Here is a 24,886-nt window from a genome sequence, read left to right as displayed (position 1 = left end):
CCTACTATGGATAGATATTACTCGACTCAGTTCATAGCGGGAGTGGTTTTTTCAACAACTATCCGTAAGCAACAAATAGGTCAACGTCTAGCCGAACATTTGTCATTCATACCAGGGCCTGCTGGGCCAGATGGGTCAGTTGATGGAGCTATAACTGACATTGACGGGGTTTTGCTCGGTCACTTTCAAAGTAAGTTATCATCAACGCTAATTGATCTAAACGAAGGTAAAAATCTTCATTCTGATTTGGTGCGGCTTCAGCCGAAGGTTTGTGTATATGTTGCTGGAGTTGGATATCAAGATAGTTTCCGCAGGCTGATAATTGGGCAGAAAGACATTGCCCATATAGACATACATCTGCTTACCCTAAATGATGTTTTCCTTGCCACTCATAGTTACCAGCAGGCGTTGGCGGCTATACCCGTGCACTCTGGCGGAGCTATAGATTTTTCGGTTTTCAAAATATGATTTCCTTCTCGGTGGTCTAACGCCAGCAGGTAAGCATGTAATCTTGAGAGCTCTTGTTCATTATTCGAGACTGAATCTCAGTGTTCTAAAACAACACATTAAGTTGTATAATTTATATTCCAGGATTAAAAGAGTTAATTGTGCCAGTTGCATATAGCTACATTCGATTTTCGACTACCGAGCAGAGAAAGGGAGATTCGTTACGTCGACAAGTTGAGCTGTCTGAGCAGTATGCGAGAGAGCAGGGTCTTGTCTTGGACGACTCGCTTCATATGCACGATCTAGGCTTATCTGCGTTTAACCGGTCAAACATTGAACGCGGTGCTCTAGGAGGCTTCTTAGATGCTATCGAGCAAGGTCGAATAGAAAAAGGATCTTATTTGCTTGTTGAGTCTCTTGATCGACTTTCCCGAGATAAAGTCCTTGCGGCGCTTGAACTTTTCATATCGATTCTGCGCCGTGGTATTACGATTGTTACGCTTGCCGATCGAATGGTGTATAGCACCGAGTCCGTTGGTAATAATTTTGGGAATTTGATTATTTCTATCACTATCATGGCTCGAGCCCATGAAGAGTCGATAATGAAAAGTCACCGCGTATCAGCAGCGTGGGCGGGCAAACGAGCTAAGATTAATGAGAAAAAGCTGACGGCACAGTGTCCACGTTGGCTTCGTTTGAGTCAGGATAAATCACATTTCGAGATTATTCCTGAGCGTGCTGAGCTAGTGCGAGAAATCCTCTCGTGGCATAAAATGGGGATGGGGCAAGCGCAAATCGCTAAGCGGCTTAACGAACGCGGTGAGCCTCAGTTTTCGAATCACGGCAGCGGATGGCACTCATCCTACATTCAAAAAATAACTAATAACACTGCGCTTTATGGCGAATTTCAGCCCCATCTGTGGAATAGGGGTGCGCTTGAGCAGCATGGTGAGCCGGTCGCTGATTATTATCCGGCCTTAATTACGAAGGATGAGTTCAATCTGTTGAAGCACCTTCGATCCGAAAGGAAGCAACCTGGGGCCAGGGCACGAAAGGGAAAAGATGTGCCTAATCTCTTCAGCGGACTTGTCAAGTGCGGCTACTGTGGGAGCACGATGGTTCTTGCTGGTGGCGCGGCACAACGTGTTCGGTCTGAGGATGGCACGAAAGTTACTCGACCTGGTAAAAAAGTTTTAGTTTGTGATGGTGCACGTCGTGGACTTGGGTGTTATGCCGTTCAATGGGAGTACGAAGCATTTGAAAAAAGCTTTCTATCTTTCTGTAAATCTGTTGATCTGAATAATTTAATAGCAGAGCCAAGACATCACAATGATCAGCATAAACAAGGTCTTACATTAACGCAGCAGATGCATGCCCTGTCGGCTGCTATCGAAACCTGTGACGATCGCTTGGAAAAATTGCTTGCTGTGTTGGAACTCGGTGACGCGCCCGCGGCAGTAGTTGCGCGCATTCGGAAAATCGAGTCGGAGCGAGAGGAACTGGAGACTACAAGGAAGAAAGTTCAGGAACAGATCAGTTCACTGTCTAACAGGGTTCGAAACCAAGCTGATCAAGCGGAGTCGATACAATACGCAATTAATTTTCTTGAGTCATTAGAAGGTGATGAGCGTTTCAAGCTCAGGAGTCTACTTGCAGAACGTATCCGCCATGTTATCGCCAGGATTGACGTGTATCCTGCGGGGCAGCTTATGTCGTCCGAGAAGAAGAAGCAACTGCGGGAAGAGCTTTTGGCTAGCGGGTTCGAAGTTGATCGTGTGAACGCCTACGTTGACACGCACTATCGCACAGAACCTTTGCGTACTGGTCGAGGTGCGAGAGGACGCTATGCATCACGCAAAGATATTAGAAGAAATTTCATCATTAGGGCTAAGAGTGGTGCGCTAAGAGTTGCCTTCCCGAACTATGACGATCCCTTTAAGGTCGTAGTAGAGTTGGGGGATGCCTAAGCTATGCACCTGCGACGATCTCACTAAGGGTCGCCCCGAGACAGAAAGCAACTTTTCTCAGCACAAGCACAGAAGGGTTCGCGATACCCCTTTCGATCTGCGAGACATAGGTCCTGTCGATCTCCGCCTCCAGAGCAAGGCCTTCTTGAGTCTTGCCGGACGCTCTACGAATCCTTTTTACGTTTTTCCCTATCGCTGCAAGTGTCGGATCGTGAGCCTTCGTCATGGGTACAGCTTGCCGTCGACGAGACCCACAATCCACGGAATATAGTCTACAAAAGCATGTTAATATTTCATTTCTGCAAACTTTTGGAGGACTTATGGAACACTTTGTTACGCGTTGGAAGGCTTTACCTGCAACAGTACGACGTAACGTAGTCATCCTTGGCGCGGTAGGTTGCTTAGCTGCGTTGTATGGCCTGTCGAATGACGACAGCGATCTTACGAATTTGCCCGGTTCGAACGATGTTCACTATGTCCGTGCAGGAGGTGCGCTGTGCCAGAACCTGGGATATGCGGTGATGCATGCTCGTGCGAAAGACATCAATGGCTACGTGCTTGTCGATGGCTGCCAACGGGTTGGTGGCAGCATCGAAGTAGAGATGTTGGATCGTGAAATAACCGACGGCGGCGAAGTGTTTAAGGTCGGGAATAGTGGCGGCACTGCTTGGGTCGTCGCTGACGATCTTCGCTAATCTTCAGGCGGATGCAGTTTAATATGAGTGAAAATTTTTCAAATGTGAACAAGCGCCAGTTGATGGGCAGCGCGACTGTGATCGGATTACTGGCCGTAGCAATTTTTTTGTCTCGCCATCTGGGAGATCCGAAATCGGAGCTTCCCATGCAGCTTTCTTGCGGTACTCAGAGCAGCCCCGCGTTTTGGGATGGCGGAACCATAATTTTCGACTTCGAGAACGGTATGATGACTACAAGTGCAGGAAGAAAAAAGGTTTACAAAGCTGATCGCGTGTGGCGGGAGGATGGAGATCAGTTTATGTCGATAGCGGGTTTTCTGGACGTTGGCAATGGCACCTTAAATAAAACGACTGATATACTTCGAGTGAGCCCTACCGAACGAAATGGGGGCGAAATTATTCGGGTTAAGGTTTCTAGCGAAGCCAATCCCGATACAGAGCCGATGCAACTAGTATGTTTAAGTGAAAATTGATTATCTGCGTCACTAAGATGAGGCCCAGAGACCTCCGTCTAACCACCATATAAGAATATATATCCGAGTGTTTAAAGGTCTCTGAGCATCACCCTATGTATGAAAGAAGAGGGCCCGCATTTAATGCGGGCCCTCTTTTATTTGAAACCTACAATATTGCCAGCTTAGGCAGTCTTTGCTGGCTTCAGCTTGATTAGTTTGTCGATCAAATCTAGAGCCGCATGGTCGCCAGCTTCGACGAGCAAAGCAATCCGCCGCATGACGAGCTTAGCCTTTATCCCATTGGCACGAGATAGTTCACGCAAAACGTTGCCTGGAATGGCTGCATTCGTGGCCAGCTTCGCCTTTACGGTTTCCGAATGAGTTTTGATCGTTTTTTCACACTCAGCCAGTGCTTTATCGACCTCCACAATCGCAAGGCGACCGATCGGCGTTGGCTTATGTGGCTGCTGGTCGAGGGTGGTGGCAGTGTCAACGATTTGTTGGATGGCGTCAGTCATAAATTCCCCAATCTGTATGTATGAAGGTTTGTTGATATGGCAAATTTATACCGATCGCCAGAGAAGTACACAGTGAAATTGTAACGACAATGTTACGGCCGTGGGCGCGGATGCCCGCGCTCGTACCATAATCCGCTTTCGGCGTTCGCAATCAGTTTTTGAAGGGTCAATATCCGTCGTCCTTCTTCATCAGGAGGCGTAACTGTGTAGTTTTTCTCCAGCTCGTCAATCAGCAGGAGGGCAATGTGATAGTCAATGCGGAGGTGGCGCTGTAACAAAACAGCTGAGACGTACCCCTCACTCAAGACTACTTCGCGCGCTCGCTGATATAAACGTGCGACCTGAGCGTTGTAATCTCCAATGTCTGGATCATTCTTGATCGAGTCAAGAACCAGCGCTGCAATCTGCCGTAAGGCGTGGCTTCGATTAGTGCCAGCTTTGGATGCGAAACTATCGAGTCGATCAAGCAATGTGCCTGGCATGCGTAAGGTGACAGTGCGCATATCCGGTTCGTGATGCCTCGATTCTGATGAGACCGATTCGTGGGAGGACGGAGACGACGGGTCGGTGGAGTCATCAGGAGAATCCGGCGGGGGAAGGTCAAAGGTATAACTGGACATAGCGTTTCTCTTCGATATTGTGGATGATGTATTTATAAGTAATCAAAAAGAATACGAGGTCGTGCGCTAAGCGGATGACTGTGTTTAGATCGTCTGTATAAGAAGGATGGTTACCGGACGATCGACAGTGGACGATATCACAAGGCAGCAGAAGGTAAGCACAATGTTGTACACAAGTTTGGTAGACGACGATCGCTAGCTGCGTCCAGCGGCGAGCCTGACAAGGTTCACATCGAGTTTTCTTCTTCGTTAAGGTGTGGCATCATGCGGACCCGCTAACCGTTGTGAGTTTGACTGCTCGCGCCCTTTTGTTGGCATAGGCCCCTTTTATTTGTTATTTTTTGAGGAAGGTATATGACTACACTCGCTCTGAGCTCCTACAAACCGAACGTGGATGACCCTCGAGTTCAACAACGACTGCAAACAGTGCTGCAATGGTGTAAACCAATGATCGGGCAAAAGCGTGCAAAGTCCATCAGCAGTACGACTCTTCGCATGACATTCGGCAACACTAGCCAGCCATTTGGGCGCTGGCTTCGTTCAAATTTGCTAATACAGGTTGGCGGGTACGAGGTCGGAAAATCGTCCTACTCGTACTACTTGAACGAAGCGGGCTACAAAAAGCTGTGCACCTTTGTCGGCGTTAGCCCCCAAACTTCGGTTGAGATTGCGGTCGAGCTCTTTGGGTCGATTATTTCCGGTGAGGTCGCTCCCGAGTACAGGGACAGTGGTACTCGACGTTATCACCCGATTCAGAATCTCCGAAGAGAAGACAGAAAGGAAGCATTTTCGGGAGGGGGATGGTTTGACTATGATATCGACGCATGTGCAGCGACGTTGGTTTACCAATATGCGGCAAGGCACTTTAAGAGAACGTATCCTGGTGCTGCATTCCCGTTTCCTGCCGTCGAACGACTTATTAGCAAGAAGATCGAAACTCGACACTTGGTAATGATATTATGCGGGATCAGTTTGGAAAAAGCTAAGGAGCTTCTTCAGTCAATTTTTTTTATGGCGCCTCTGACCCCGCATTCACGCTGCTCCATCTACCGTCTGCTGGGTGAGGATCGAATAAGTTTTGAGAAACTTAAGCAGGATTCATTCGTCAAAGCGTTAGTTGCGGATTTGAGGAAGATGTGGCGCTATGCGATTCTTGCAGACCAGCACGAGCGAGCAACGCTCCTAATTTCGGAGGGACGCTATGCCCCTCAGTCTCGTGCCACTTCCGCGCATCGCCATGCCATTTACCTTCGCCTTGAGCGCACTGTCATGGATGCCATTCATGAATGGTTTGGATCAGAGTACTTTCCTGGCATACTTATGCATGATGGCTTTTTAAGCAGGCTAGACGTACCAACTTGTGGGTTAGAATTATTTGTAGAGCAAGCAACTGGCTACCAGATCAAGCTTAAGAAAGAGCGGTTGGGTAAGCTGCTGTGAAGCGATGGGCGGCTTTCCGGGCGCCCGGAAAGCCGCCCAATCTTTAATCACCGATGGATAAATGGCTATGCAAAGAAAAATCGAAAAACTTCGAATCTATAATCAGGATAGTAGAGAGCATTACTTGGCTGTAGTTTTCGATTATTCAAAATTTATCGCTAAAGTTTCAGCGTTTTATGGGATGCCCGATAAAGATTGGACATCAATTGCAGAATGGGTGGTGAGATATGAAGCACCTAACGAATATGATTCAGGTAATGTTCAGATCGGCGATGGCCGCATCGAAATAAATCGAGAATCGTTGCGTGGTTTGGGTATCGGCTCGCTCTTGATGATTCCACTCATTAGATGGATAAAAAGCCGACCGTCTGTGCCCGTTGATAACATACTCTTGAAGGGGCAAGATGCGGCGACGTTAGCTGAACGGAATCGACGTAACAGGTTCTACGAGAGATTAGGGTTTACGTTCGAATATCACGACGGCGGGACTTGGGGAGAGTCCCATGCTATGCAGAGCTCAGATTTAATTGAACCCAAATTTAATCTTTCTACTTACGCTCTTGCGGAACACTGGTCTTTGGAATCCGTCGAGGGACATGGTGAAGTTTTTTAAGTTATTGTCGCTTACGCTTTCGACGCAGCCTTCTTTTTCTCCCGATGGCGGCGAACCTTCTCAGCCGTTTTCGCTCGCAGGGCTACCGCAAGCTCAGCCTTGGCGGCCAATGCCTCCGATGACCCATGCATATCAAGCCATTCGTTGTAATGAGCTCGCTGACATTCTGGCATCTTTTTTGCAATACTCTGGGCTTCATCTGAAAGGCCGAACGACTCAAAGTTTGCGATAAGTTCGATTAGTCGTTTTTCTAGAGGTGACTGATCATTAGAAAATTGCAGAGCAGCAAGAGCTGCCTTCTTGGTAGTTTTTTTGTTGAAGTTTGGCAATTGAGAACTCCACGGAGTTAACTTATAGCGCAGGAGGTTTTGCTCAGCTATTACCTTGAAATACTTCGGATCGATTAGAACAATCGCTTGCCTGCCTTGAAAGCGAAAGCCTTGATTGCGACCGATCGCTTGGTTACCTAAATCGGCAAGCTGAGTTGCGATCATCAAGTCATAATTGGGGTTCTCAACATCAGCGAAATGAGCGCCGATAGTGGAGTTGATGCTAGGGTGAGGCCAGGAAAGCTTGATGATAGTCGTGGCCGTAGCGAGGTCATTTCGCCCCTTGTTGTTGGAGAGGTTTAGTTCGCAGCCAAGGCCATCAGCGATCAAGCTAACATTTTGGTCGGGAAATTCTTGTTTTAGTTTTTCTGAGATTGGCAACAGGACGGCATGATTACGCTTCCGTGTAATTGTTGTCGATATTGCAGTAACGATGCAGTCAGCTGTGTGGAAGAGATCGACGTGGTCGGCTGCTTTCAAGCCGCTTCGGTTAAGTGTCCGTAGTGCGTAGTAACCAGTCAGCCATTCCGTTGTGGTAATGACGATCTTAGGGCGCGAGGACCTGGAGTGCAGACCGTACCCCATAGTCAGTTCGAGTGGCCGCTCCAGATAGGTGGAACCCTTGAATTCGATTAACTTGTGTTTGGGAGTTGCGCGAATTTCATCATTGCGTTGCTGCTGGCCGGCGGCCAACGTTTTGGCCAAGTGCGGGTAATGGTCCACCCAGCTGGCAGCTACTTCTCTTTTTCTTCGTCGCGTTGTGCGCTTGACATTCGCAAGCATCAGTCTTTCGGCGATCTTTTCCGAAACCCTTCGCATCCAGTCTACGTCAGAACGGTCCGGGTCATCGTAAACAATCACAATCTTCCGATGTGGGAAGTGCACGGCCTCGCGGGCTTCGCCAGTAAGGTTCGCGGAATCATCGTGGTAGATCGGCTCCACTTCCTCGGGGTCCTTGTATTTGGTCTTTTCAATCAGTCCAAGCTTTGCCCACCATTGGGTGTGCTCACTGGTGGTGGCGGCCTGTAAAGCAGCGAAAGTGACTAGAAAGACGTCCGCATCGACAGCAGCAATCGCATCCTCTGGTTCAAATAACTGGTAGTGCTCGTTGAAGAACTCATCTGCGTTATAGGGCAAGTTGTGCTTGTCGAAGAACTCTCGCAGAGCGGCTGTTGTTTCGGGTGCCGAAACCTCAGACGGAGCGTACGGATTCGCCGCTTGAGTTTCGACAAATTTAAATCTATTTGCGGACAGTCCAAGTAGCTCCAGATGAGCACGGAAATTCTGACGTTTTGATACGGTTCGATGTGTTTTTAGGCCGTGGAGGTCTCGAAAGCCAAATTCCTTTTCGTCTAGCTGCCCGTGGGACTTTGCGGCAAATACAACTTTGAACCCGCGTTCGATCAGGTCAAGCACGAGGTGGCTCTTTCCATACCCCTCCGGCATCAGAACGACAAGGCCATCTGGTGCAGGTTCGCCTTCGTGCACGCGTGTTTTATGCCATCTATCGATCTTCCTCGCCAGCTCATCCAAGTTCGCTTTGCGATCAGCTTTACTTACGGCTTTGAAATTCAAGTTGAAAAAGCTGGCAGCCGCGGCGTTATACCCGTCAGGAGGAAGTCGGGCTGGTGCTTCGTCATCGTCAATGAGGGAGGGATCAGGTGGTCTCATTCGGCAGTATAAGAGCGGCGGTTACATGTGGGATACAGAATATACAGAGGGAAGGGGGAGTAGAGCAATATGTTGTACACAAGTGCTGGAGCGATTCCCGCTCCAGCAAAATACTATCTAAGTGCCCAGTTGGATGTTTTCACATAACCTGCGCAGGCGGACGGGATTGTCCTCTACATAGCGAGCAGTCATAGCAACAGATGCATGCCCCATCAAAGTAGAGACTGCTTTGATATCCGCTCCATGTTCGATGAGTGAGGTCGCAAACGTACGTCGTCCCGAATGGCTCGACGCCTGATCAAGCCCGGCAGAAATGTACATGCGTTTGAACAGCATCTGCATCGTGTTAGGAGTGAATGGCCCTCCTTTCCTCGACTTAAACAAGGGGGCTTCAGGGTGTAGCGCAGCCATGCCGTTGCCAGTCCGTTCTCGTAGGTATGACGTCAGCGCCTTGCGAAGTTCTTTGTTCGTAAGATAGACAAGGCGCTGCTTGCGCCCTTTCGTCGTGCTACGACTGAGTAATACCTCATCTTTGATCGTACCGTTCGGAGCCACTACATCCTGGACTTTCAGGAGGCTCATTTCTTTGGCACGAAGGCCTAGCGCAGCGGAAAAGTAGAGAAGTGCGACATTGCGGTTTCCCTGCTCATGCGTTCTTGCAACTGCAACAACCTGGCGGAATTCCTGTTCCGAGAGGACCGGAGCCTTTTTCTCAACCGTCATAAACATTTCCAATGTGTTAAAAGTATTGCTACTATAAATTGCAACACATTGTAAGTACATACATTCCTGAATATACCCTAAGTTATTGATTTCGTTATGTATGTTTTAGAATTGTAATTTGTAAACATTTGCAACAACAGTTGTGATAACGTATTGTTGAGATGATACGTAAGGAGCGGTTAATGAGGATCGATTCGGTAAGGATTAAAGGGTATAGGAACTTCTTGGATACGGAGATCAAGTTTGGACCAAGGTCGCTGATCATAGGTCCGAATGATGTCGGAAAAACCAACCTAATTTTTGCTCTGCGTCTGCTGCTTGACCGATCGTTTTCCGAGCAAGACATTGAACCGTCTGAGTCTGACTTTCACATCAATACAGCTGGCGTCAGCGCCGAAACTGCTGAGATAACTGTTACTTTTGCTGAGGTTTCACAAGACGCAGTATTATCGATCTTGGCGGGAAACGTTGGAGACGATGGACGGACCGTATTTCAGTATCAGGCCGAGAAGGCGAGTTTGGGGTTTAAGATTTTTGTGGGGCGAGATGTGACGAGCCTGCTAGAAGTGCCAACCAGATTCTACTTAAGGCATCTTTGTATGAAAGTTGTCGATTCACGGAGAGACTTAGGTAAGTTTATTCAGTCCGAAAAACGAAATCTACTGAAGTTGGCTCAAGATCTCCGTACTCCGCAACAAATCGAGAAAGATAATGAGATACTGAATGAAGTTAGCGGGACTCTGACCAAAGTTAACAATCTTGTAAGTCAGCTGAATTACGTTTCAGCGGCAACAAATGATGTAAATGCTGAACTTAAATCTTTGGCTTATCATCATGCAAACTACGGCGTTCAATTGAACAGTGTTGCTATGGAGGTCTCTCAATTTGTTGAAAAGCTTGAATTGGCAGGCACAACTAATGGTTCGAAGGTAATACTCGGCGGCGATGGTCGAAATAATCAAATTTTGCTGGCGCTTTGGAAGGCCAAGAGTATGCGGGAGTTTGATTCTGAGAATGAGGTTGTGATATATTGCGTGGAAGAGCCTGAGGCTCACTTACATCCACACCAGCAGCGGCGACTTGCCGATTATTTGTCCAAGCAACTGATAGGCCAAACAATCGTTACCACGCATTCTCCTCAGATTTTGTCTGGTTATTCACCAGAATCAATTATTAAGCTTAAGTCAAGTAAAGGCGTCACGTGGGCAGCGTCAGGAGGCTGTTCAAACTGTATCAATACTGCTTGGGATAATATGGGATATAGAATGAGTATCCTTCCAGCAGAGGCTTTCTTTGCAACTGTTGTATTGTTAGTGGAAGGGCCATCTGAGTTACTGTTTTACCGTCAGCTGGCTTCCAGAATTGATATTGACCTTGACTTCTATAATATATCGATCTTATCGGTCGATGGAGTCCAGTTCGAAGTGTATGCACAGATTCTGCGGTCAATGGAAATTCCCTTCGTACTTCGCACTGATAACGACATATCCAAGATCAGCACTGGCCCAGCGAGCGCGAAGCTGGAGCAAAGGCAATTAGCGGGCTTTAATCGATGTCTGGCATTAGTCGGTAACCCCGCCATGCCACATAGGCCGGCAATTTATACCCAATCTGAAAGTGTTAATGACGGAACGTGGGCGAGCGTCTCTAAGTTTGTGAACCCATTTGGGGTCTTTATCTCAATGTATGATTTGGAGACGGACTTGGGGATCGAGTTGCCTGACGAGTACAGGAAGTTTAAAGGCCCCGAGGTTACGGATACGGTCGCTTATCTTCAAGATCAGAAAGCGGTGCGAATGCGGGCGTTTTTGAAGGAGCATGGGAATTCATTGTCCTGCTTAGCTGGTGGCGAACTGGCGAAACCTCTGAAGATGTGTGTTGTTCTTGCCGCGGATGAATAGGCGATATGAAACAATTTGAGCCAACCCACGAGCAACGCCTGGCCATTCAGCATCAAGGCAATGCGGTTATCACGGCTTGTGCTGGAAGTGGAAAAACATCAATAATATCACTAAAGATCGCGAAGATAATTCAAAAGCTGCCAGATCATCGAGGCGTTATCGCAATTTCATATACAAATAAGTCAAGTGATGAGTTGCGGCGCAGATGTGTGCGGCTCGCAGTCCAGGTGAAACGGTCATATTTCGGCACAATTGACAAGTTTTGCATCTCTGAGATCCTCATTCCGTTTTTTCCGCACTTGGCTGTAGGCGCTCCAACTAAAATCTCCATTCGCAGCATTAAGTCACTCGATGCAGCTCAGCAAGCCGAATTCTCTGAACAGGCCCGACACTTAACTACATCAGAGATTAATACGATTTTGCCTTTAGCGCTGAGGTATTTAGGTCGTGGGATAATAATACTGGAAACTGTAGGCATTATGGCTGTGCATGTGCTTCGACATTCTGCCGCCTGCCAAGCGTACCTGAAAGCCCGCTTTACTCACGTCTTTGTGGATGAGTACCAGGACTCTGGTGAGCCACAGCACGTAATGTTCTTAGGGCTTAAAGAGCTTGGGCTTGTCGCGGTCGCAGTTGGTGACGCGAACCAGTCGATATTTGGATACGACAAACGTGACCCAAGATTCCTAAGATCTTTGTGCGACCGGGACAGTGGTTTCACAGAATTCAAGATTACGCAAAACCATAGGTGTCATCCATCTATCGCAAATTATGCGAATCGTGTACTAGCTCCATCATGCGATCTAATTCCTACTGATGAAGTAAAAGTATTTCGCTGTAAAATTGATGGTGCACAGGCGGAGATCGCCAAGTGGATCGATAGTCATATCGAAGAGCTTAAGAAGGCGTATGGGATACTGCATAACTCAGAAATTGCGATCCTTACAAGGGGCGGCGGCACCGCTGAATTAATAAGGCGGGAACTTAAGGTTCCAAGTCGATTATTTTCTGATTCAAACTTGAGTAATTCTAATTATCGTCACTCATCGATTTTCGCTGGATTGCTGGCTCTAAGAAGTGATGGTGGTGCCCCGATCCAATCTTTCGTGGAGTCGTTACTACTTGATAAGATGAGTCGCACAGAAGTATCGATTGTTCGACGGGCGATAAAGCAGTGTAGGCAAGTCGAGCAGTCGCGCCTAAAAGAACAGTTGCTCTGGACTGCTGAATTGATCCTGGCAGAAGCAACTCCGCATGGTTCACTCGAAGAGCTGGAAAGCGTCTTGTGTGACCCGAATCAGCTGAGCCTATTTGATCCGGTTCGTGATGAGCAGATTCAACTTATGACATTGCACAAATCGAAAGGATTGGAATTTTCGTTTGTTTACCATCTGGATCTTTATGATTGGATCATTCCCCAACGGGTATTTGAAAAGGGGAACTATGATGTGGTTTTCGTCGACGAGGAACAGTGTCTAAATCTGCATTATGTAGGCATTACAAGAGCAAAAAAGGGGTGCGCATTGGTACATTCAACACGTCGAATCAATTTTAGCGGGGATTCCAAAGCTGGTAACCCATCGCAGTTTTTCGATCGACCTGGGCTGAGTGGGCTATACAAGTAACATGATGGCTCCTGTCGTCAGGCGTCCGTACGGGGCTGGTGTACAGTTTAACGACACGACTCTTGCCGCCTAGACAGAAATTTTCAATCCATGTAAGCTACGAAGTCAGCTTACTTGGAGGGAGAAGCATGGCAAGGGAAAAACTAACTAGTGTCAGTAAAGCGTATCAGCAGCGTTCTATTTCGGCGAGACTTGAAGCCTTTTTCTTAGACAGCGTTGGCCTGGTCGTTAGTAATGAGCATCTAAAGCAGGTTGCACGGGATCCTATCACGGGTAACGAGCCAGAGAACTGGCACCAGCGAGTATCCGAGCTGCGTACCGACCGAGGGTACACCATACTTACTCAGCGAGACGATCCGAGTCTTAAGAACGGCGAGTATTGCCTAGAGTCAACAGATCGGCGGGAGACGGCAAAGGTCCGGCGTGCTATTAACAAAAAGATCAAGGCTGCTTTGCTTGAACTATCGCCGGCTTGCGTTTACCCAGGTTGTAACCTCCGTGAAGGAGAGCGTGATCCGGTCGGCGGGGGAACAGTGAAATTGCAAGTGGATCACAAAACTGCTCACAATCACGACGATGGCGGATTAAACGTACTCGGCAATTATCAACTGCTGTGTGGTCGCCACAATGTGACAAAAAAGAATCTTTGGGACGACCAGACCGGAAAGCTGAATATTAAGGCAATTCTACAGTTTATTCCCCATTCGGATAAAGTTGTGGCAAAGGAGTGGTTATCGAACTATTTTTCAGAAAACTCGAGTGAGAGGGTTTGATTTTATTGATTCGTTTATCCTACTGCTATTACGGAGAACGAATAGCTGGGATCCTGCTCTTGGATAAACTTTAGCCTACGTTCGGTAATTTCTGCTGTTGTTAAAAATCCTTCCTTGGTTGCAGCATGGTCCGCGGAAATTACATGACTATGCTCGACCAGGATTGTCTTGCGTTGTGATCCGTCGCGTTTCTTAAGCTGGTATGAAGCATGCGCGGTAGTTCCAGTCCCAGCAAAAAAATCGAGAACGATTGCGTTGTCTTTTGAGCAGCAATCAATAAGATCCCGAATAAGCTCTAACGGTTTAGGTGTTTCGAAGACCCTTTCGCCATAGATTTCTTTCGCTTCATTCGTCGCCCGCTCAGTGAGATAGCCTAGTTTGTCAAGAATACTTCTGATCTTCACTCGTTTGTTATCTCTGTTGTAGTTCTTAACATAGATTACTCCTTTCTTCGAGGCGAATAGCTTCCACGATTCTTCCGCTGCTTTCTCTTTCCCCCAAAGCCAACGCCGCTCGGCGCCATGTGAGTCGACTGGAAATACTTCTGGCCAGCTTTCGTCTAAGCGCTCTGTGAATACTTTTCCGGAGGCAGTGTAGTAGAGTGGATAGTACATTGATGGCCGATCCTCACGTCGACTCGCATCCCCTTTCTTGCGGAACAGACCATCAACTCGAAATTCACCATATTCATCACTTTTGTCATAAGCTCCTTCCTCGCCTTCAGGGAGTCCGTGTAATTCAGCAGCGGACGTTTTGCCGTAGAGTAGGACATACTCATGATTGACAGAGACGCCGGGCTTCCCGCCCTTGCCGTTATTGCTCCTTCGGACAACTAGTGTAGCGATATAACATTCGGAGGAAAATACTCGATCGGCTAGGATCTTCAATTGTGCGTATTCGTAGTCGTCAATGCTAATTGCGATAACCCCAGTGCGGCTCAATAGATGGCGTGCGAGCACAAGGCGAGGAAGCATGAAACTCATCCATTCGCTGTGTTTTCCCCAGATTGGGTGCGCAGGACTAATCCTCTTATCCTGATAAATAAATTTCCCGCCTGTATTATACGGTGGGTCGATGTAGCAGAAATCAACCCGATCTTCGAAGCCCAGAGAAAGATTGCTAAGTGCTTTTAGGTTATCGCCCTTTATCAACAGACAGTCGCCACGAAGATCGTCTGGCGATATGGATTTTTCAGTCTCCACTCGGTAGTCAATGTCGACGAGTGCGAGATCATTAGCGAGTTGTTCAATGAGATGTGATAAGTCTTGCTTCATATATTTTTTCGTTGGTGCTTGAATTTGAGATTGTACAGGCCACAGCTAATACAAGACTAATATGAATTTTTATCGCAAATTTTTAGCTACCGATTGTACATATGTTTGTGGACACTTCGGTTGGACATCCAGCGGGTCGCAAGGCTTCTCGTTTTATGTATTCATAGACTCTTAATCTCGATTTCCGGCCTGCACATCACGATGGTGGCGGGCCTCGCGGCCTGGATCGTCGCCAGCCTGTGGCGCCGCTCGTTCTGGACCGACGCCCAGCTGCCGCTGCGCCTTCCGGCCCAGAAGGCCGCCGCCTTGGCGGGAGCGGCGGTGGCGCTGATCTACGTGCTGCTGGCCGGCTTCGGCGTGCCGGCCCAGCGCACCTTCTACATGCTGGCCGTGGTGGCCGCCGCGCTCTGGTGCGGACGCATCGCATCCAGTTCCCACGTCCTGTGCCTGGCGCTCGGCATCGTGGTGCTGCTCGACCCTTGGGCCATGCTGTGGCCCGGTTTCTGGCTGTCCTTTGGCGCCGTCGCCGCCATCCTGTACGCCTGCAGCGGGCGGCTAGGCGAACGCACGCGTGGCTGGCGCGCGGGGTTGCTGGTGGCCGCGCGCACCCAATGGGCCGTGACCATCGGCCTGGCGCCGCTCACGCTGCTGCTGTTCGGCCAGATTTCGCTGGTCAGTCCAGTGGCGAACGCGGTGGCGATCCCCGTCATCAGCCTGTTCGTGACGCCGCTGGCGCTGGTCGGCAGCATCCTGCCGTCGCCGCTGGCCAGCCTGGTCCTGGGCATGGCCCACCTGGCGATCGAATGGCTGGCCTGGCCCCTGCAGCGGCTGGCGGCGCCTGAGCTGGCGGTATGGAACGCGCCGGCGCCGCCGCCCTGGATCCTCGCGCTGGCGCTCATCGGCACCGCATGGATGCTGGCGCCGCGCGGCTGGCCGCAGCGCTGGGCCGGTTTCGCGGCCTGGACCCCGCTGTTGACGCAGCTGCCGACGGCGCCGCCACCCGGCGCGTTCAGCGTCACCGCCTTCGACGTCGGCCAGGGCATGGCGCTGCTGGTCGAAACCCGGCGCCACCGCCTGCTGTACGACACCGGCCCGCAGTACGCGCCCGGCGCCAGCGGCGCCAGCGGCGCCACCCGCGTCATCCTGCCCTACCTGCGCGGACGCGGCATCGGGCGTCTGGACACCCTGGTGGTGTCGCACAGCGACCTCGATCACGTCGGCGGCGCCGACGCCGTGCTGGAAACGCTGGAAGTAGGGGAGGTTAGATCGTCGCTGCCGCCGGCGCACCCTTTGCTGCGCATGGCGGCGCGCCGGCAGCGCTGCCTGGCCGGCCAGGGCTGGGAGTGGGACGGCGTGCGCTTCGAGATGCTTGCGCCCGACGCCGCCAGCTACGCCAATCCGCGCCTGAAAGCCAACGCGCGCAGCTGCGTGCTGCGGGTGAGCGCCGATGGCAAGGCGATCCTGCTGGCCGGCGACATCGAGGCGGCGCAAGAGGCGGCGCTGCTGCGCATGGGCGCGCAGCGCTTGCGGGCCGACGTGCTGCTGGCGCCGCACCACGGCAGCGGCACCTCGTCGACCGCCGCCTTCCTGCAGGCGGTGGCGCCGTCGCTGGGCATCTTCCAGGTTGGCCATCGCAATCGCTACAGGCATCCCAAAAAAGCGGTCTACGAGCGCTACGCCGAGCACGGGATACGGCGCCTGCGCACCGACGAGCGCGGCGCCGTCACGCTGCGCTTCGGTCCCGAACTGCAGGTCGAGACCCATCGCGAGACGCACGCGCGCTATTGGCACGGGCGGTGATGTCTCTCCCGCTTCAGGCCTGCGGCAGCGTGATCGTCACCCGCAGCCCGCCATTCTCGCGGTTGCGCGCCACGATCTCCCCGCCATGGGCCTGCACCACGCGCTGGGCGATCGCCAGGCCCAGGCCGTGGCCGTCGACGCCGGTGCGCGAGGCGCCGGCGCGGAAGAAGGGCTGGAACACCGCCGCCAGGTCCGCCGGCGGGATGCCCGGTCCCCGATCGAGCACGTCGATGCGCGCCAGGCCGTCGCCGGCGCTCAGCGCGACGGTCACGATGCCGCCGTCGGCGCCGTGCTTGGCGGCGTTGCGCACCACGTTCTCCAGGGCGCTCCACAGCAGGTCCGGGTCGCCGGTCACGCCGACGCTGCCCTCGGCCTCGATCAGGATGCGGGTGGCGCTGGACTGGCCCTCGCGCCCCTCGTGCTGCGCGGCCTCGAAACGGGCGTCGGCCACGATGCCGTCAGCCAGTTCGGTCAGGTCGACCGGCTCGCGCCGCAGCGCGTCGGGAAGGGCTTCCAGGCGCGACAGCGTCAACAGCTCGCCGACCAGCTTGTCCATGCGGTTGCTTTCGCGCTCGATGCGTTCGAGCGTGGTCGCGAACTTGTCCGGCTGCTGGTGCGCCAGCCCGACCGCGGCCTGCATGCGCGCCAGCGGCGAGCGCAGCTCGTGCGAGACGTCGTGCAGCAGGCGGCGCTGGCCATCCATCAGGGCGCGCAGGCGTCCGCTCATGCGGTCGAAGTCGCGTCCCAGGTCGGAGAGTTCGTCGCCGCCCTTGGTGGCGGGGCCGAAGCGCGGCGCCAGGTCGCCGGCGGCGGCGGCCTCGAAGGCGCTGCGCAGGGCGCGGATCGGACGCGAAAAATACCAGGCCAGCAGGGCCGCGAACAGCAGGCTCGCCACGACCGCCGCCCCGATCACGACGGTCTGGCCGAGGCGCCGGCGCGCGCCGGGGTCGAGCGCCGGCGTCAGCGGGTCTGGCGGGCCGCCGCGCGCTCCGTCCGGCCGTCCCGGCTGGCGCGGGACGAAGGCGAGGTACTGCTCGCCGCCGGGCCCGACCAGATGCCGCGCGCCGCGCCAGGCGCCGCGCTGTTCACCGTTGCCGAGCTGGCGCTCGGCTTCCTTCAGCAGCTCGGCCGGCACCGCGCGCCCGAGCAGGTCGCGGCGCGCCGCATCGAGCACATACAGCTGCGGGCGCCGCAGGTCGGCCAGCAGGCCGCGCAGCGCGGCTTCGCCGCCGTGGCGCAGGGTGGCGGACGCCGCGTCGAGGGCGACTGCGGCCGGCGGGCCGGAATCGAGGCTCGAGCTGGCCTTCTGGCGCGCCTGGTCGCGCAGCCAGAAGGCGCCGCCGATGGCGATCGTGGCGGTCAGCTGCGCCAGCAGAATACAAAGGAAGAACTTCCAGAACAGCCGCCCCATGCTACTCCTTGATCAATTGGTAGCCCTGGCGGTAGATGGTCTGCAGGCAGGAGCGGCCGTCGGCCAGCGGTCCCAGCTTGTGGCGCAGGCTGCTCAGGTGGACGTCGATATTGCGGTCGAAGCGCGCCAGCGGCCGCCCCAGGCCCTGCTCGGACAGCTCGTTCTTGCTCACCGGCTTTCCGGCATTCCTCGCCAGCACTTCCAGCAGGTTGAATTCGGTGCTGGTCAGGTCCAGCGGCTGGCCATCCCAGGTGGCGCGCCGCCCCTCGGGATGCATGGTCAGCTTGCCGACCGTGAGCGTCGCGCCCGGGCTGCTCTCGGGCTGCGCGTGGGTGCGGCGCAGGATGGCGCGCACCCGCGCCGTCAGTTCGCGCGGCGTGCAGGGCTTGGCCACGTAATCGTCGGCGCCGAGTTCGAGGCCGAGGATGCGGTCGGCGTCGTCGCCGCGCGCGGTCAGCATCAAGACCGGGATGCGGCTGGCGGCGCGGATCTGGCGCAGGGCGTCGATGCCGCTGGCGCCGGGCATCATGACGTCGAGGATGGCGATGGCGTGGCGGCCGCTGAGCGCTTCGCGCGCGCCATCGTCGCCGTTGTGGACGCAGGTGACCCTGAAACCTTCCTGTTCGAGGTATTCGGCGAACATGCCGACGAGTTCGACGTCGTCGTCGATAAGCAATACATGGTTCATGGCGACAGGATAGCGCAGTCGCGCGCCGCGGTCTTTTCCGCAGGACGCGGCTTTACCCGGATTTACCTCTCTTAGGCGCGTTTTACACTTGCCCGCCACACAATGGCTGCTCCAAGACACCGGAGGATCCGTGATGACCCTGCACACCAGATTGACCACGCTGCGCGCCGCCGCGCTGCTTTCCACCTGCCTGCTGGCCGCCCCCGCCGTCCTGGCGCAAGCGATGCCGCCCGCTGAAGACCACGACGCCGGCCCGGGCGTCGTGCAAGCGGACGGCCGCGCCGACGGCCCATTCGACCCAGCGGGTCCGTTCCCGCCATTCGGACCAGGCCCGCACGCCGGTCCGCCCTTCCTGCGCGGTCTCGACCTGAGCGAGGCGCAGCAGGATCGCGTGTTCGCCATCCTGCACGCGCAGGCGCCAAAGCGGCGCGAGCTGGAGAAGGCCGAGCGCAAGGCCGGCCAGGCGCTGGGCGAACTGGCGCGTGCGCCCCAACTCGACGAGGCGCGCGCCTCCGCCAGCGCCCAGGCCCTGGGCCAGGCGATCGCCGACCAGGAATTGCTGCGTTTGCGGACCGACGCCCAGATCAAGGCGGTGCTCACGCCCGAGCAGCGCGCACGGCTCGACCGGCCGCGCGGCGAAGGCGGAAAGGGCAGGGCCGACACGAAGGGCGCGCGCGCCAAGCAGCGCGAGGCCGCCAAATGAGCGTCCCGGCCACCATCCTTGGGTCGGACCAGCATCACGACCAGCACGACGATCACCATCTCGGACTCGGCGCCGACCTGGCGCGCCTGCTGGCGCGGCCGGCCACGCGCCGCCAGTCGCTGCGCTGGCTGGGGTTCGGCGTGAGCACGGCGGCCATGCCGCTGGCCGGCTGCGGCGGCGGCAGCGTCGACGATGGCTACGGCATCTCGACCTCGACCACCACGACCGGCAGCGGCACGAGCGGCGGCACGGGGGGAGGCAATGCAGCCTGTTCCGTCATTCCCGAGGAGACCGGCGGCCCCTATCCGGGCGACGGCACCAACCGCAACGCCAACGGCGTGGCCAATGCCCTGATCCTGTCCGGCATCGTGCGCAGCGATATTCGCGCCAGCGTGGGTGGCGCCAGCGGCGTGGCCCAGGGCGTGCCGCTGGTGATCCGGCTGAAGATCGAGAACGTGACCCAGGGCTGCGCCGCGGCCGGCGGCGCGGCCGTCTATCTGTGGCATTGCACGCGCGAAGGCGGCTACTCGATGTACTCGAGCGGCATCGTGGACGAGAACTACCTGCGCGGCGTGCAGGAAGCCGACAGCGAAGGCTGGGTCACGTTCACGACCATCTTCCCGGGCTGCTATGACGGCCGCATGCCGCACGTGCACTTCGAGGTCTATCCAAGCCTGGCCAAGGCCAACAGCGCGGCCAACCGGATCAAGACCTCGCAGTTCGCCTTCCCGCAGGCGACGCTCATTGATGCCTACGCCAGCAGCGGCTACGCCAGCAGCGTGCGCAACCTGGCCCGCATCAGCTACGCGACGGACAACGTCTTCAGCGACGGCACGGCGCTGCAGATGGCGAGCGTAACAGGCAATGCGGTCCAGGGCTATACCGCCGAGCTGGTAGTAGGCGTTTCCTTCTAAAGGCGGAGCGCCCGGCGGCGCTGGACATTACAATGGGGCGCTCCTGCATTCGATCGCGCCCCATGTCCAGACCCCTGCTTCATTTCGCCCATGGCAACAGCTACCCGGCCGGCACCTACAACCGTTTGCTGGCGCTGCTGCGCGAGCACTACGACGTGCGCACCCTGGACATGCACGGCCACGATCCGCGCCATCCGGTCGCCGACGGCTGGGGCGCGCTGGTCGACGAACTGGTCGAACACCTGGAAGGCTATGGCCAGCCGGCGATCCTGGTCGGCCATTCGCTGGGCGGGATGCTGTGCATGCTGGCGGCCAAGCGCCGCCCGGACCTGGCGCGCTGCGTGGTGATGCTCGATTCGCCGGTGGTGGCGGGTTGGCGCGCGCTGGGCTGGCGCCTGGCCAAGCTGGCCGGCTGGGGCGAACGCCTGTCGCCGGCGCGTTTCGCCCGCAAGCGCCGCGAGCTGTGGCCCAGCCGCGAAGCCGCGTATGCGCATTTCAGCGCCAAGCCGATCTTCCAGGCCTGGGCCCCGGGCGCACTGGACGACTACCTGGAACACGGCCTGGCGCCGCACCCGGACGGCGTCACCCTGCGCTTCCGGCGCGACGTCGAATCGGCCATCTACCAGACGCTCCCGCACCACATGGATGCGGTGCTGCGCGCACCGTTCCCGGTGCCGGTCGGCTTCATCGCAGGCACCCGCTCGGAAGAAATGCGCCAGGCCGGCATGGGCCCGACGCGCAAGCTGGTGGGAGAGAACCTGGTGATGATCGAAGGCGGCCACCTGTATCCGCTGGAGAAGCCGCAGGAGACGGCGCGCCTGGCGCACGCCATGATCGAGCGGCTGCTGGCTTAGCCGCTATCTCAGTTGCTGTTGAGCGGCCTGACGGAGGTGTCGAGCGCATTGCGCGCGTCCTGCGCGCCGACGGTCTTGACGGTGCGGTCGCCGCCATCCGCATTGCGCTTGCGGATGCGCGAGCCGGTCATCGGTTCGTCGAGCGGCGCATTGGCGGCGGTTTGCTGCGCGGCCGCGGCCGGGGGCGACGCGGGCGCCTGCTCGGTGGCGGGCGGGGAAGCGCATCCGGCGAGGGCGGCCAGGAGCAGTACCAACGGGACTTTCGAGACGACCATATGAATCTCCATGTAGTGTATTGACTTATGGTATTCAACATCGCGTCGGTGGGCAATCAAATATTCCTGGCGCATGCGCGCCGACCCGCACCGGCGCCGGCATTTCGCGTAAAATCGCGGGATTTTCTTCCTGCTGGAATACCAATAATGACTATCAAGAGCGATAAATGGATCCGCCGCATGGCGGAGAGCACCGGCATGATCGAGCCGTTCGAGCCGAAGCAGGTCCGGGAGCAGGACGGCCGCCGCATCATCTCCTTCGGCACCTCCTCGTACGGCTACGACATCCGCTGCGCCGACGAATTCAAGGTGTTCACCAACATCAACAGCACCATCGTCGACCCGAAGAACTTCGATTCGAACTCCTTCGTCGACGTCAAGAGCGACGTCTGCATCATCCCGCCGAACTCGTTCGCGCTGGCGCGCACCATCGAATACTTCCGCATCCCGCGCAACGTGCTGACCGTCTGCCTGGGCAAGTCGACCTATGCGCGCTGCGGCATCATCGTCAACGTGACGCCGTTCGAGCCGGAATGGGAAGGCTACGTGACCCTGGAGTTCTCGAACACGACCCCGCTGCCGGCCAAGATCTATGCCGGCGAGGGCTGCGCCCAGGTGCTGTTCTTCGAAAGCGACGAAGTCTGCGAGACCTCGTACAAGGACCGTGGCGGCAAGTACCAGGGCCAGCACGGCGTGACCCTGCCGAAGACCTGATCGGTCATCAGTCTTCCTGGCGCGCCGCGCGCGCCGGCAGGAAGCGCAGCACCTTCTCCTGAGCGAAGATCAGGTTCATCGTGGCCGGACGCCTGGTCGGTCGCGTTCATGCGCTGCGACGACACGCGAAAAAAAAGGCCCGGAATCGCTCCGGGCCTCTCTCGGCGGGCGGAGGGCTCGCCCCCCGCTTACGCGTCCTGCATCACGCAATCGACGAAGTAGCCGCGCTTGCCGTCGACTTCGCGCTTGACCAGGCCGTGGACGTCGGTCTCGAAGCCCGGGAAGCGTTCATTGAAGTCGCGCGCGAAGCGCAGGTAGTCGACGATGGTCTTGTTGAAGCGCTCGCCCGGGATCAGGAGCGGAATGCCCGGCGGGTAAGGCGTCAAGAGGATCGCCGTGATGCGGCCTTCCAGTTCGTCGATCGCGACGCGCTCGATTTTCCGGTGCGCCATATTGGCGAAGGCGTCCGACGGCTTCATGGCAGGCACCATGTCCGACAGGTACATCTCGGTCGTCAGGCGCGCCACGTCGCGCGACTTGTAGAAGGTGTGGATCTCGGTGCACAGGTCGCGCAGGCCGCGGGTCTCGTAGCGCGGGTTGGCCGAGGCGAACTGCGGCATCACGCGCCACATCGGCTGGTTGCGGTCGTAGTCGTCCTTGAACTGCTGCAGCGCCGTCACCAGCGTGTTCCAGCGGCCCTTGGTGATGCCGATGGTGAACATGATGAAGAACGAGTACAGGCCGCACTTCTCGATGATGACGCCGTGCTCGGCCAGGTACTTGGTGACGATCGAGGCCGGGATGCCGGTCTCGCCGAACTGGCCCGACAGGTCCAGGCCCGGGGTCACGATGGTGGCCTTGATCGGGTCGAGCATATTGAAGCCTGGCGCCAGCTTGCCGAAGCCGTGCCAGTTCTCTTCGGCGCGGATCATCCAGTCGTCCTGGGTGCCGATGCCTTCTTCCGAGAACTTATCCGGACCCCAGACCTGGAACCACCAGTCGTCGCCGAAGTCCTCGTCGACCTTCCTCATCGCGCGGCGGAAGTCCAGCGCTTCCAGGATCGATTCCTCGACCAGGGCGGTGCCGCCCGGCGCTTCCATCATGGCCGCGGCGACGTCGCACGACGCGATGATCGAGTACTGCGGCGAGGTCGAGGTGTGCATCAGGTAGGCTTCGTTGAAGGCGTCCTGGTCGAGCTTGACCGATTCGGATTCGCGCACCAGCACCTGCGATGCCTGCGACAGGCCGGCCAGCAGCTTGTGCGTCGACTGGGTCGAGAAGATCATCGACTCCTTGGCGCGCGGGCGGTCCTGGCCGATCGCGTGCATGTTCTTGTAGAAGTCGTGGAAGGTCGCGTGCGGCAGCCAGGCTTCGTCGAAGTGCAGGGTGTCGATCTTCCCGTCCAGCATTTCGCGCAGGGTCTCGACGTTGTACACGACGCCGTCGTAGGTCGACTGGGTGATGGTGAGGATGCGCGGCTTCTTGTTGACGGCGTCGCGCGCGAACGGATTCGCCTCGATCTTGCGGGCGATCGATTCGGGCGTGAACTCTTCGAGCGGGATCGGGCCGATGATGCCCAGGTGATTCCGGGTCGGCATCAGGAACACGGGGATCGCGCCGCACATGATGATCGAGTGCAGGATCGACTTGTGGCAGTTGCGGTCCACGACGACGATGTCGCCCGGCGCCACGGTCGAGTGCCACACCATCTTGTTCGAGGTCGAGGTGCCGTTGGTCACGAAGTAGCAGTGGTCGGCGCTGTAGATGCGCGCGGCGTTGCGCTCGGACTTGGCCACCGGGCCGGTGTGATCGAGCAGCTGGCCCAGTTCCTCGACCGCGTTGCAGACGTCGGCGCGCAGCATGTTCTCGCCGAAGAACTGGTGGAACATCTGGCCGATCGGCGACTTCAGGAAAGCCACGCCGCCCGAGTGGCCCGGGCAGTGCCACGAATAGGAGCCGTCGTAGGCGTAGTTGACCAGCGCGCGGAAGAACGGCGGCGCCAGGCTGTCGAGGTAGGCCTTGGCCTCGCGGATGATGTGGCGCGCCACGAATTCCGGGGTGTCCTCGAACATGTGGATGAAGCCGTGCAGCTCCTTCAGGATGTCGTTCGGGATGTGGCGGCTGGTGCGGGTCTCGCCGTAGATATAGATCGGGATGTTGGCGTTCTTGTGACGGATTTCCTTCACGAAGGCGCGCAGGCCGGTCAGCGCGAAATCGGTCTCTTCGAGCGAGCCGCCGCCGAATTCCTCGTCGTCGATCGACAGGACGAAGGCCGATGCGCGCGATTGCTGCTGGGCGAACTGGGACAGGTCGCCATAGCTGGTCACGCCGACGACCTCCATGCCTTCCTGTTCCATCGCGGCCGCCAGGGCGCGAATGCCGAGACCGGAGGTGTTCTCCGAGCGGAAGTCCTCATCGATGATGACGATAGGGAAACGAAATTTCATGGACAGCTCCAAAACGAAGCGCCGTGGAA

23 protein-coding genes and 1 pseudogene are annotated in these 24,886 nt (G+C 55.8%); 14 read left to right on the top strand and 10 right to left on the bottom strand.

All coding sequences use genetic code 11. The features are described from left to right. Positions 1 to 6 precede the first annotated feature (6 nt). Complete coding sequence (locus tag ABIB42_RS05370) at positions 7 to 468, top strand: hypothetical protein (RefSeq protein ID WP_429248018.1); 462 nt, start codon at positions 7 to 9, stop codon at positions 466 to 468. 140 nt (positions 469 to 608) lie between these two features. Beyond that, positions 609 to 2,414 (top strand): recombinase family protein, encoded by a 1,806-nt coding sequence (locus ABIB42_RS05365; protein ID WP_429248017.1) that lies wholly within the window; start codon positions 609 to 611, stop codon positions 2,412 to 2,414. Between the two features lies 1 nt (position 2,415). Here ABIB42_RS05365 and ABIB42_RS05360 read toward each other — a convergent pair whose 3' ends face one another. Next, complete coding sequence (locus tag ABIB42_RS05360) at positions 2,416 to 2,640, bottom strand: helix-turn-helix domain-containing protein (protein ID WP_429248016.1); 225 nt, start codon at positions 2,638 to 2,640, stop codon at positions 2,416 to 2,418. Between the two features lie 94 nt (positions 2,641 to 2,734). On the opposite strand from ABIB42_RS05360, the gene ABIB42_RS05355 reads away from it, so the two are divergent. Then, entirely contained in the window at positions 2,735 to 3,109 is a 375-nt protein-coding gene (locus tag ABIB42_RS05355; protein ID WP_429248015.1) for a hypothetical protein, read from the top strand. Between the two features lie 23 nt (positions 3,110 to 3,132). Continuing rightward, positions 3,133 to 3,582, top strand: a complete 450-nt coding sequence (locus tag ABIB42_RS05350; protein WP_429248014.1) for a hypothetical protein — start codon at positions 3,133 to 3,135, stop codon at positions 3,580 to 3,582. Between the two features lie 164 nt (positions 3,583 to 3,746). Here the strand turns inward: ABIB42_RS05350 and ABIB42_RS05345 are convergent, their stop codons facing one another. Together ABIB42_RS05345 and ABIB42_RS05340 are read right to left on the bottom strand one after the other, a co-directional pair. Continuing rightward, complete coding sequence (locus ABIB42_RS05345) at positions 3,747 to 4,082, bottom strand: hypothetical protein (RefSeq protein WP_429248013.1); 336 nt, start codon at positions 4,080 to 4,082, stop codon at positions 3,747 to 3,749. A gap of 92 nt (positions 4,083 to 4,174) precedes the next feature. Next, a complete protein-coding gene (locus ABIB42_RS05340) occupies positions 4,175 to 4,585 on the bottom strand; it encodes a DNA translocase FtsK (RefSeq protein WP_429248012.1) in 411 nt (136 codons plus the stop codon). 471 nt (positions 4,586 to 5,056) lie between these two features. Here ABIB42_RS05340 and ABIB42_RS05335 point away from each other — a divergent pair, with 471 nt between their 5' ends. Both ABIB42_RS05335 and ABIB42_RS05330 read left to right on the top strand, forming a co-directional pair. Beyond that, the gene (locus tag ABIB42_RS05335) at positions 5,057 to 6,142 is read left to right on the top strand and encodes a hypothetical protein (protein WP_429248011.1); all 1,086 of its coding nucleotides are present in this window, start codon (positions 5,057 to 5,059) and stop codon (positions 6,140 to 6,142) included. Between the two features lie 67 nt (positions 6,143 to 6,209). Further along, positions 6,210 to 6,755 carry a hypothetical protein gene (locus ABIB42_RS05330; RefSeq protein WP_429248010.1) on the top strand — a complete coding sequence of 182 codons (546 nt, stop codon included), beginning with the start codon at positions 6,210 to 6,212 and terminating at the stop codon, positions 6,753 to 6,755. Between the two features lie 11 nt (positions 6,756 to 6,766). On the opposite strand, the gene ABIB42_RS05325 is transcribed toward ABIB42_RS05330, so the two are convergent. Both ABIB42_RS05325 and ABIB42_RS05320 read right to left on the bottom strand, forming a co-directional pair. After that, positions 6,767 to 8,659: a hypothetical protein gene (locus ABIB42_RS05325; RefSeq protein WP_429248009.1), complete on the bottom strand. Its 1,893-nt coding sequence runs from the start codon at positions 8,657 to 8,659 to the stop codon at positions 6,767 to 6,769. Positions 8,660 to 8,872: 213 nt separating this feature from the next. Further along, on the bottom strand, positions 8,873 to 9,478 hold the full coding sequence (locus tag ABIB42_RS05320; protein ID WP_429248008.1) for a tyrosine-type recombinase/integrase: 606 nt from the start codon (positions 9,476 to 9,478) through the stop codon (positions 8,873 to 8,875). 161 nt (positions 9,479 to 9,639) lie between these two features. Here ABIB42_RS05320 and ABIB42_RS05315 point away from each other — a divergent pair, with 161 nt between their 5' ends. The 3 genes from ABIB42_RS05315 to ABIB42_RS05305 all read left to right on the top strand — a co-directional run bounded on the left by ABIB42_RS05315 (position 9,640) and on the right by ABIB42_RS05305 (position 13,777). Further along, positions 9,640 to 11,379, top strand: coding sequence for an ATP-dependent nuclease (locus tag ABIB42_RS05315; protein WP_429248007.1), 1,740 nt, complete (start codon positions 9,640 to 9,642; stop codon positions 11,377 to 11,379). 5 nt (positions 11,380 to 11,384) lie between these two features. After that, entirely contained in the window at positions 11,385 to 13,004 is a 1,620-nt protein-coding gene (locus ABIB42_RS05310; protein ID WP_429248006.1) for a UvrD-helicase domain-containing protein, read from the top strand. 128 nt (positions 13,005 to 13,132) lie between these two features. Beyond that, the gene (locus tag ABIB42_RS05305) at positions 13,133 to 13,777 is read left to right on the top strand and encodes an HNH endonuclease signature motif containing protein (RefSeq protein WP_429248005.1); all 645 of its coding nucleotides are present in this window, start codon (positions 13,133 to 13,135) and stop codon (positions 13,775 to 13,777) included. A gap of 14 nt (positions 13,778 to 13,791) precedes the next feature. Here ABIB42_RS05305 and ABIB42_RS05300 read toward each other — a convergent pair whose 3' ends face one another. Continuing rightward, entirely contained in the window at positions 13,792 to 15,051 is a 1,260-nt protein-coding gene (locus ABIB42_RS05300; protein ID WP_429248004.1) for a site-specific DNA-methyltransferase, read from the bottom strand. A gap of 171 nt (positions 15,052 to 15,222) precedes the next feature. Here ABIB42_RS05300 and ABIB42_RS05295 point away from each other — a divergent pair. After that, positions 15,223 to 16,851, top strand: a pseudogene (locus ABIB42_RS05295) (DNA internalization-related competence protein ComEC/Rec2); the annotation flags it as partial. 13 nt (positions 16,852 to 16,864) lie between these two features. On the opposite strand, the gene ABIB42_RS05290 reads toward ABIB42_RS05295, so the two are convergent. Then, positions 16,865 to 18,262 (bottom strand): sensor histidine kinase, encoded by a 1,398-nt coding sequence (locus ABIB42_RS05290; RefSeq protein WP_005670275.1) that lies wholly within the window; start codon positions 18,260 to 18,262, stop codon positions 16,865 to 16,867. Position 18,263: 1 nt separating this feature from the next. After that, on the bottom strand, positions 18,264 to 18,950 hold the full coding sequence (locus ABIB42_RS05285; RefSeq protein WP_005670278.1) for a response regulator transcription factor: 687 nt from the start codon (positions 18,948 to 18,950) through the stop codon (positions 18,264 to 18,266). Positions 18,951 to 19,083: 133 nt separating this feature from the next. Here ABIB42_RS05285 and ABIB42_RS05280 point away from each other — a divergent pair, with 133 nt between their 5' ends. The 3 genes from ABIB42_RS05280 (at position 19,084) to ABIB42_RS05270 (ending at position 21,421) form a co-directional block, all read left to right on the top strand. After that, positions 19,084 to 19,653, top strand: a complete 570-nt coding sequence (locus ABIB42_RS05280; protein WP_005670280.1) for a Spy/CpxP family protein refolding chaperone — start codon at positions 19,084 to 19,086, stop codon at positions 19,651 to 19,653. Next, complete coding sequence (locus tag ABIB42_RS05275; RefSeq protein WP_005670282.1) at positions 19,650 to 20,567, top strand: hypothetical protein; 918 nt, start codon at positions 19,650 to 19,652, stop codon at positions 20,565 to 20,567. The genes ABIB42_RS05280 and ABIB42_RS05275 overlap by 4 nt, the downstream gene beginning before the upstream one ends. A 62-nt stretch (positions 20,568 to 20,629) precedes the next feature. Next, positions 20,630 to 21,421 (top strand): alpha/beta fold hydrolase, encoded by a 792-nt coding sequence (locus ABIB42_RS05270; protein ID WP_429248003.1) that lies wholly within the window; start codon positions 20,630 to 20,632, stop codon positions 21,419 to 21,421. Positions 21,422 to 21,429: 8 nt separating this feature from the next. Here the strand turns inward: ABIB42_RS05270 and ABIB42_RS05265 are convergent, their stop codons facing one another. Beyond that, on the bottom strand, positions 21,430 to 21,708 hold the full coding sequence (locus ABIB42_RS05265) for a hypothetical protein (RefSeq protein ID WP_184237413.1): 279 nt from the start codon (positions 21,706 to 21,708) through the stop codon (positions 21,430 to 21,432). Between the two features lie 135 nt (positions 21,709 to 21,843). On the opposite strand from ABIB42_RS05265, the gene dcd reads away from it, so the two are divergent. Beyond that, positions 21,844 to 22,410 (top strand): dCTP deaminase, encoded by a 567-nt coding sequence (gene dcd, locus ABIB42_RS05260; RefSeq protein ID WP_005670287.1) that lies wholly within the window; start codon positions 21,844 to 21,846, stop codon positions 22,408 to 22,410. Between the two features lie 188 nt (positions 22,411 to 22,598). On the opposite strand, the gene ABIB42_RS05255 is transcribed toward dcd, so the two are convergent. Next, positions 22,599 to 24,857, bottom strand: a complete 2,259-nt coding sequence (locus ABIB42_RS05255) for an arginine/lysine/ornithine decarboxylase (RefSeq protein ID WP_071363048.1) — start codon at positions 24,855 to 24,857, stop codon at positions 22,599 to 22,601. Between the last annotated feature and the right edge of the window lie 29 nt (positions 24,858 to 24,886).

Source organism: Massilia sp. UYP32 (genome assembly GCF_050434365.1).
Taxonomy (GTDB): domain Bacteria; phylum Pseudomonadota; class Gammaproteobacteria; order Burkholderiales; family Burkholderiaceae_D; genus Telluria; species Telluria timonae.
The sequence above is the reverse complement of the archived record's forward strand: the minus strand, read 5'-3'. Positions and strand labels throughout refer to the sequence as shown.

What these genes read in the sequence shown, in the direction of transcription:
- ABIB42_RS05355 (WP_429248015.1), top strand. Translation starts at nt 2,735, where the DNA reads ATGGAACACTTTGTTACGCGTTGGAAGGCTTTACCTGCAACAGTACGA.
- ABIB42_RS05300 (WP_429248004.1), bottom strand. Translation starts at nt 15,051, where the DNA reads ATGAAGCAAGACTTATCACATCTCATTGAACAACTCGCTAATGATCTC.
- ABIB42_RS05360 (WP_429248016.1), bottom strand. Translation starts at nt 2,640, where the DNA reads ATGACGAAGGCTCACGATCCGACACTTGCAGCGATAGGGAAAAACGTA.
- ABIB42_RS05330 (WP_429248010.1), top strand. Translation starts at nt 6,210, where the DNA reads ATGCAAAGAAAAATCGAAAAACTTCGAATCTATAATCAGGATAGTAGA.
- ABIB42_RS05285 (WP_005670278.1), bottom strand. Translation starts at nt 18,950, where the DNA reads ATGAACCATGTATTGCTTATCGACGACGACGTCGAACTCGTCGGCATG.
- ABIB42_RS05340 (WP_429248012.1), bottom strand. Translation starts at nt 4,585, where the DNA reads ATGCGCACTGTCACCTTACGCATGCCAGGCACATTGCTTGATCGACTC.
- dcd (WP_005670287.1), top strand. Translation starts at nt 21,844, where the DNA reads ATGACTATCAAGAGCGATAAATGGATCCGCCGCATGGCGGAGAGCACC.
- ABIB42_RS05315 (WP_429248007.1), top strand. Translation starts at nt 9,640, where the DNA reads ATGATACGTAAGGAGCGGTTAATGAGGATCGATTCGGTAAGGATTAAA.
- ABIB42_RS05265 (WP_184237413.1), bottom strand. Translation starts at nt 21,708, where the DNA reads ATGGAGATTCATATGGTCGTCTCGAAAGTCCCGTTGGTACTGCTCCTG.
- ABIB42_RS05255 (WP_071363048.1), bottom strand. Translation starts at nt 24,857, where the DNA reads ATGAAATTTCGTTTCCCTATCGTCATCATCGATGAGGACTTCCGCTCG.
- ABIB42_RS05345 (WP_429248013.1), bottom strand. Translation starts at nt 4,082, where the DNA reads ATGACTGACGCCATCCAACAAATCGTTGACACTGCCACCACCCTCGAC.
- ABIB42_RS05275 (WP_005670282.1), top strand. Translation starts at nt 19,650, where the DNA reads ATGAGCGTCCCGGCCACCATCCTTGGGTCGGACCAGCATCACGACCAG.
- ABIB42_RS05290 (WP_005670275.1), bottom strand. Translation starts at nt 18,262, where the DNA reads ATGGGGCGGCTGTTCTGGAAGTTCTTCCTTTGTATTCTGCTGGCGCAG.
- ABIB42_RS05310 (WP_429248006.1), top strand. Translation starts at nt 11,385, where the DNA reads ATGAAACAATTTGAGCCAACCCACGAGCAACGCCTGGCCATTCAGCAT.
- ABIB42_RS05350 (WP_429248014.1), top strand. Translation starts at nt 3,133, where the DNA reads ATGAGTGAAAATTTTTCAAATGTGAACAAGCGCCAGTTGATGGGCAGC.
- ABIB42_RS05320 (WP_429248008.1), bottom strand. Translation starts at nt 9,478, where the DNA reads ATGACGGTTGAGAAAAAGGCTCCGGTCCTCTCGGAACAGGAATTCCGC.
- ABIB42_RS05280 (WP_005670280.1), top strand. Translation starts at nt 19,084, where the DNA reads ATGACCCTGCACACCAGATTGACCACGCTGCGCGCCGCCGCGCTGCTT.
- ABIB42_RS05370 (WP_429248018.1), top strand. Translation starts at nt 7, where the DNA reads ATGGATAGATATTACTCGACTCAGTTCATAGCGGGAGTGGTTTTTTCA.
- ABIB42_RS05270 (WP_429248003.1), top strand. Translation starts at nt 20,630, where the DNA reads ATGTCCAGACCCCTGCTTCATTTCGCCCATGGCAACAGCTACCCGGCC.
- ABIB42_RS05335 (WP_429248011.1), top strand. Translation starts at nt 5,057, where the DNA reads ATGACTACACTCGCTCTGAGCTCCTACAAACCGAACGTGGATGACCCT.
- ABIB42_RS05305 (WP_429248005.1), top strand. Translation starts at nt 13,133, where the DNA reads ATGGCAAGGGAAAAACTAACTAGTGTCAGTAAAGCGTATCAGCAGCGT.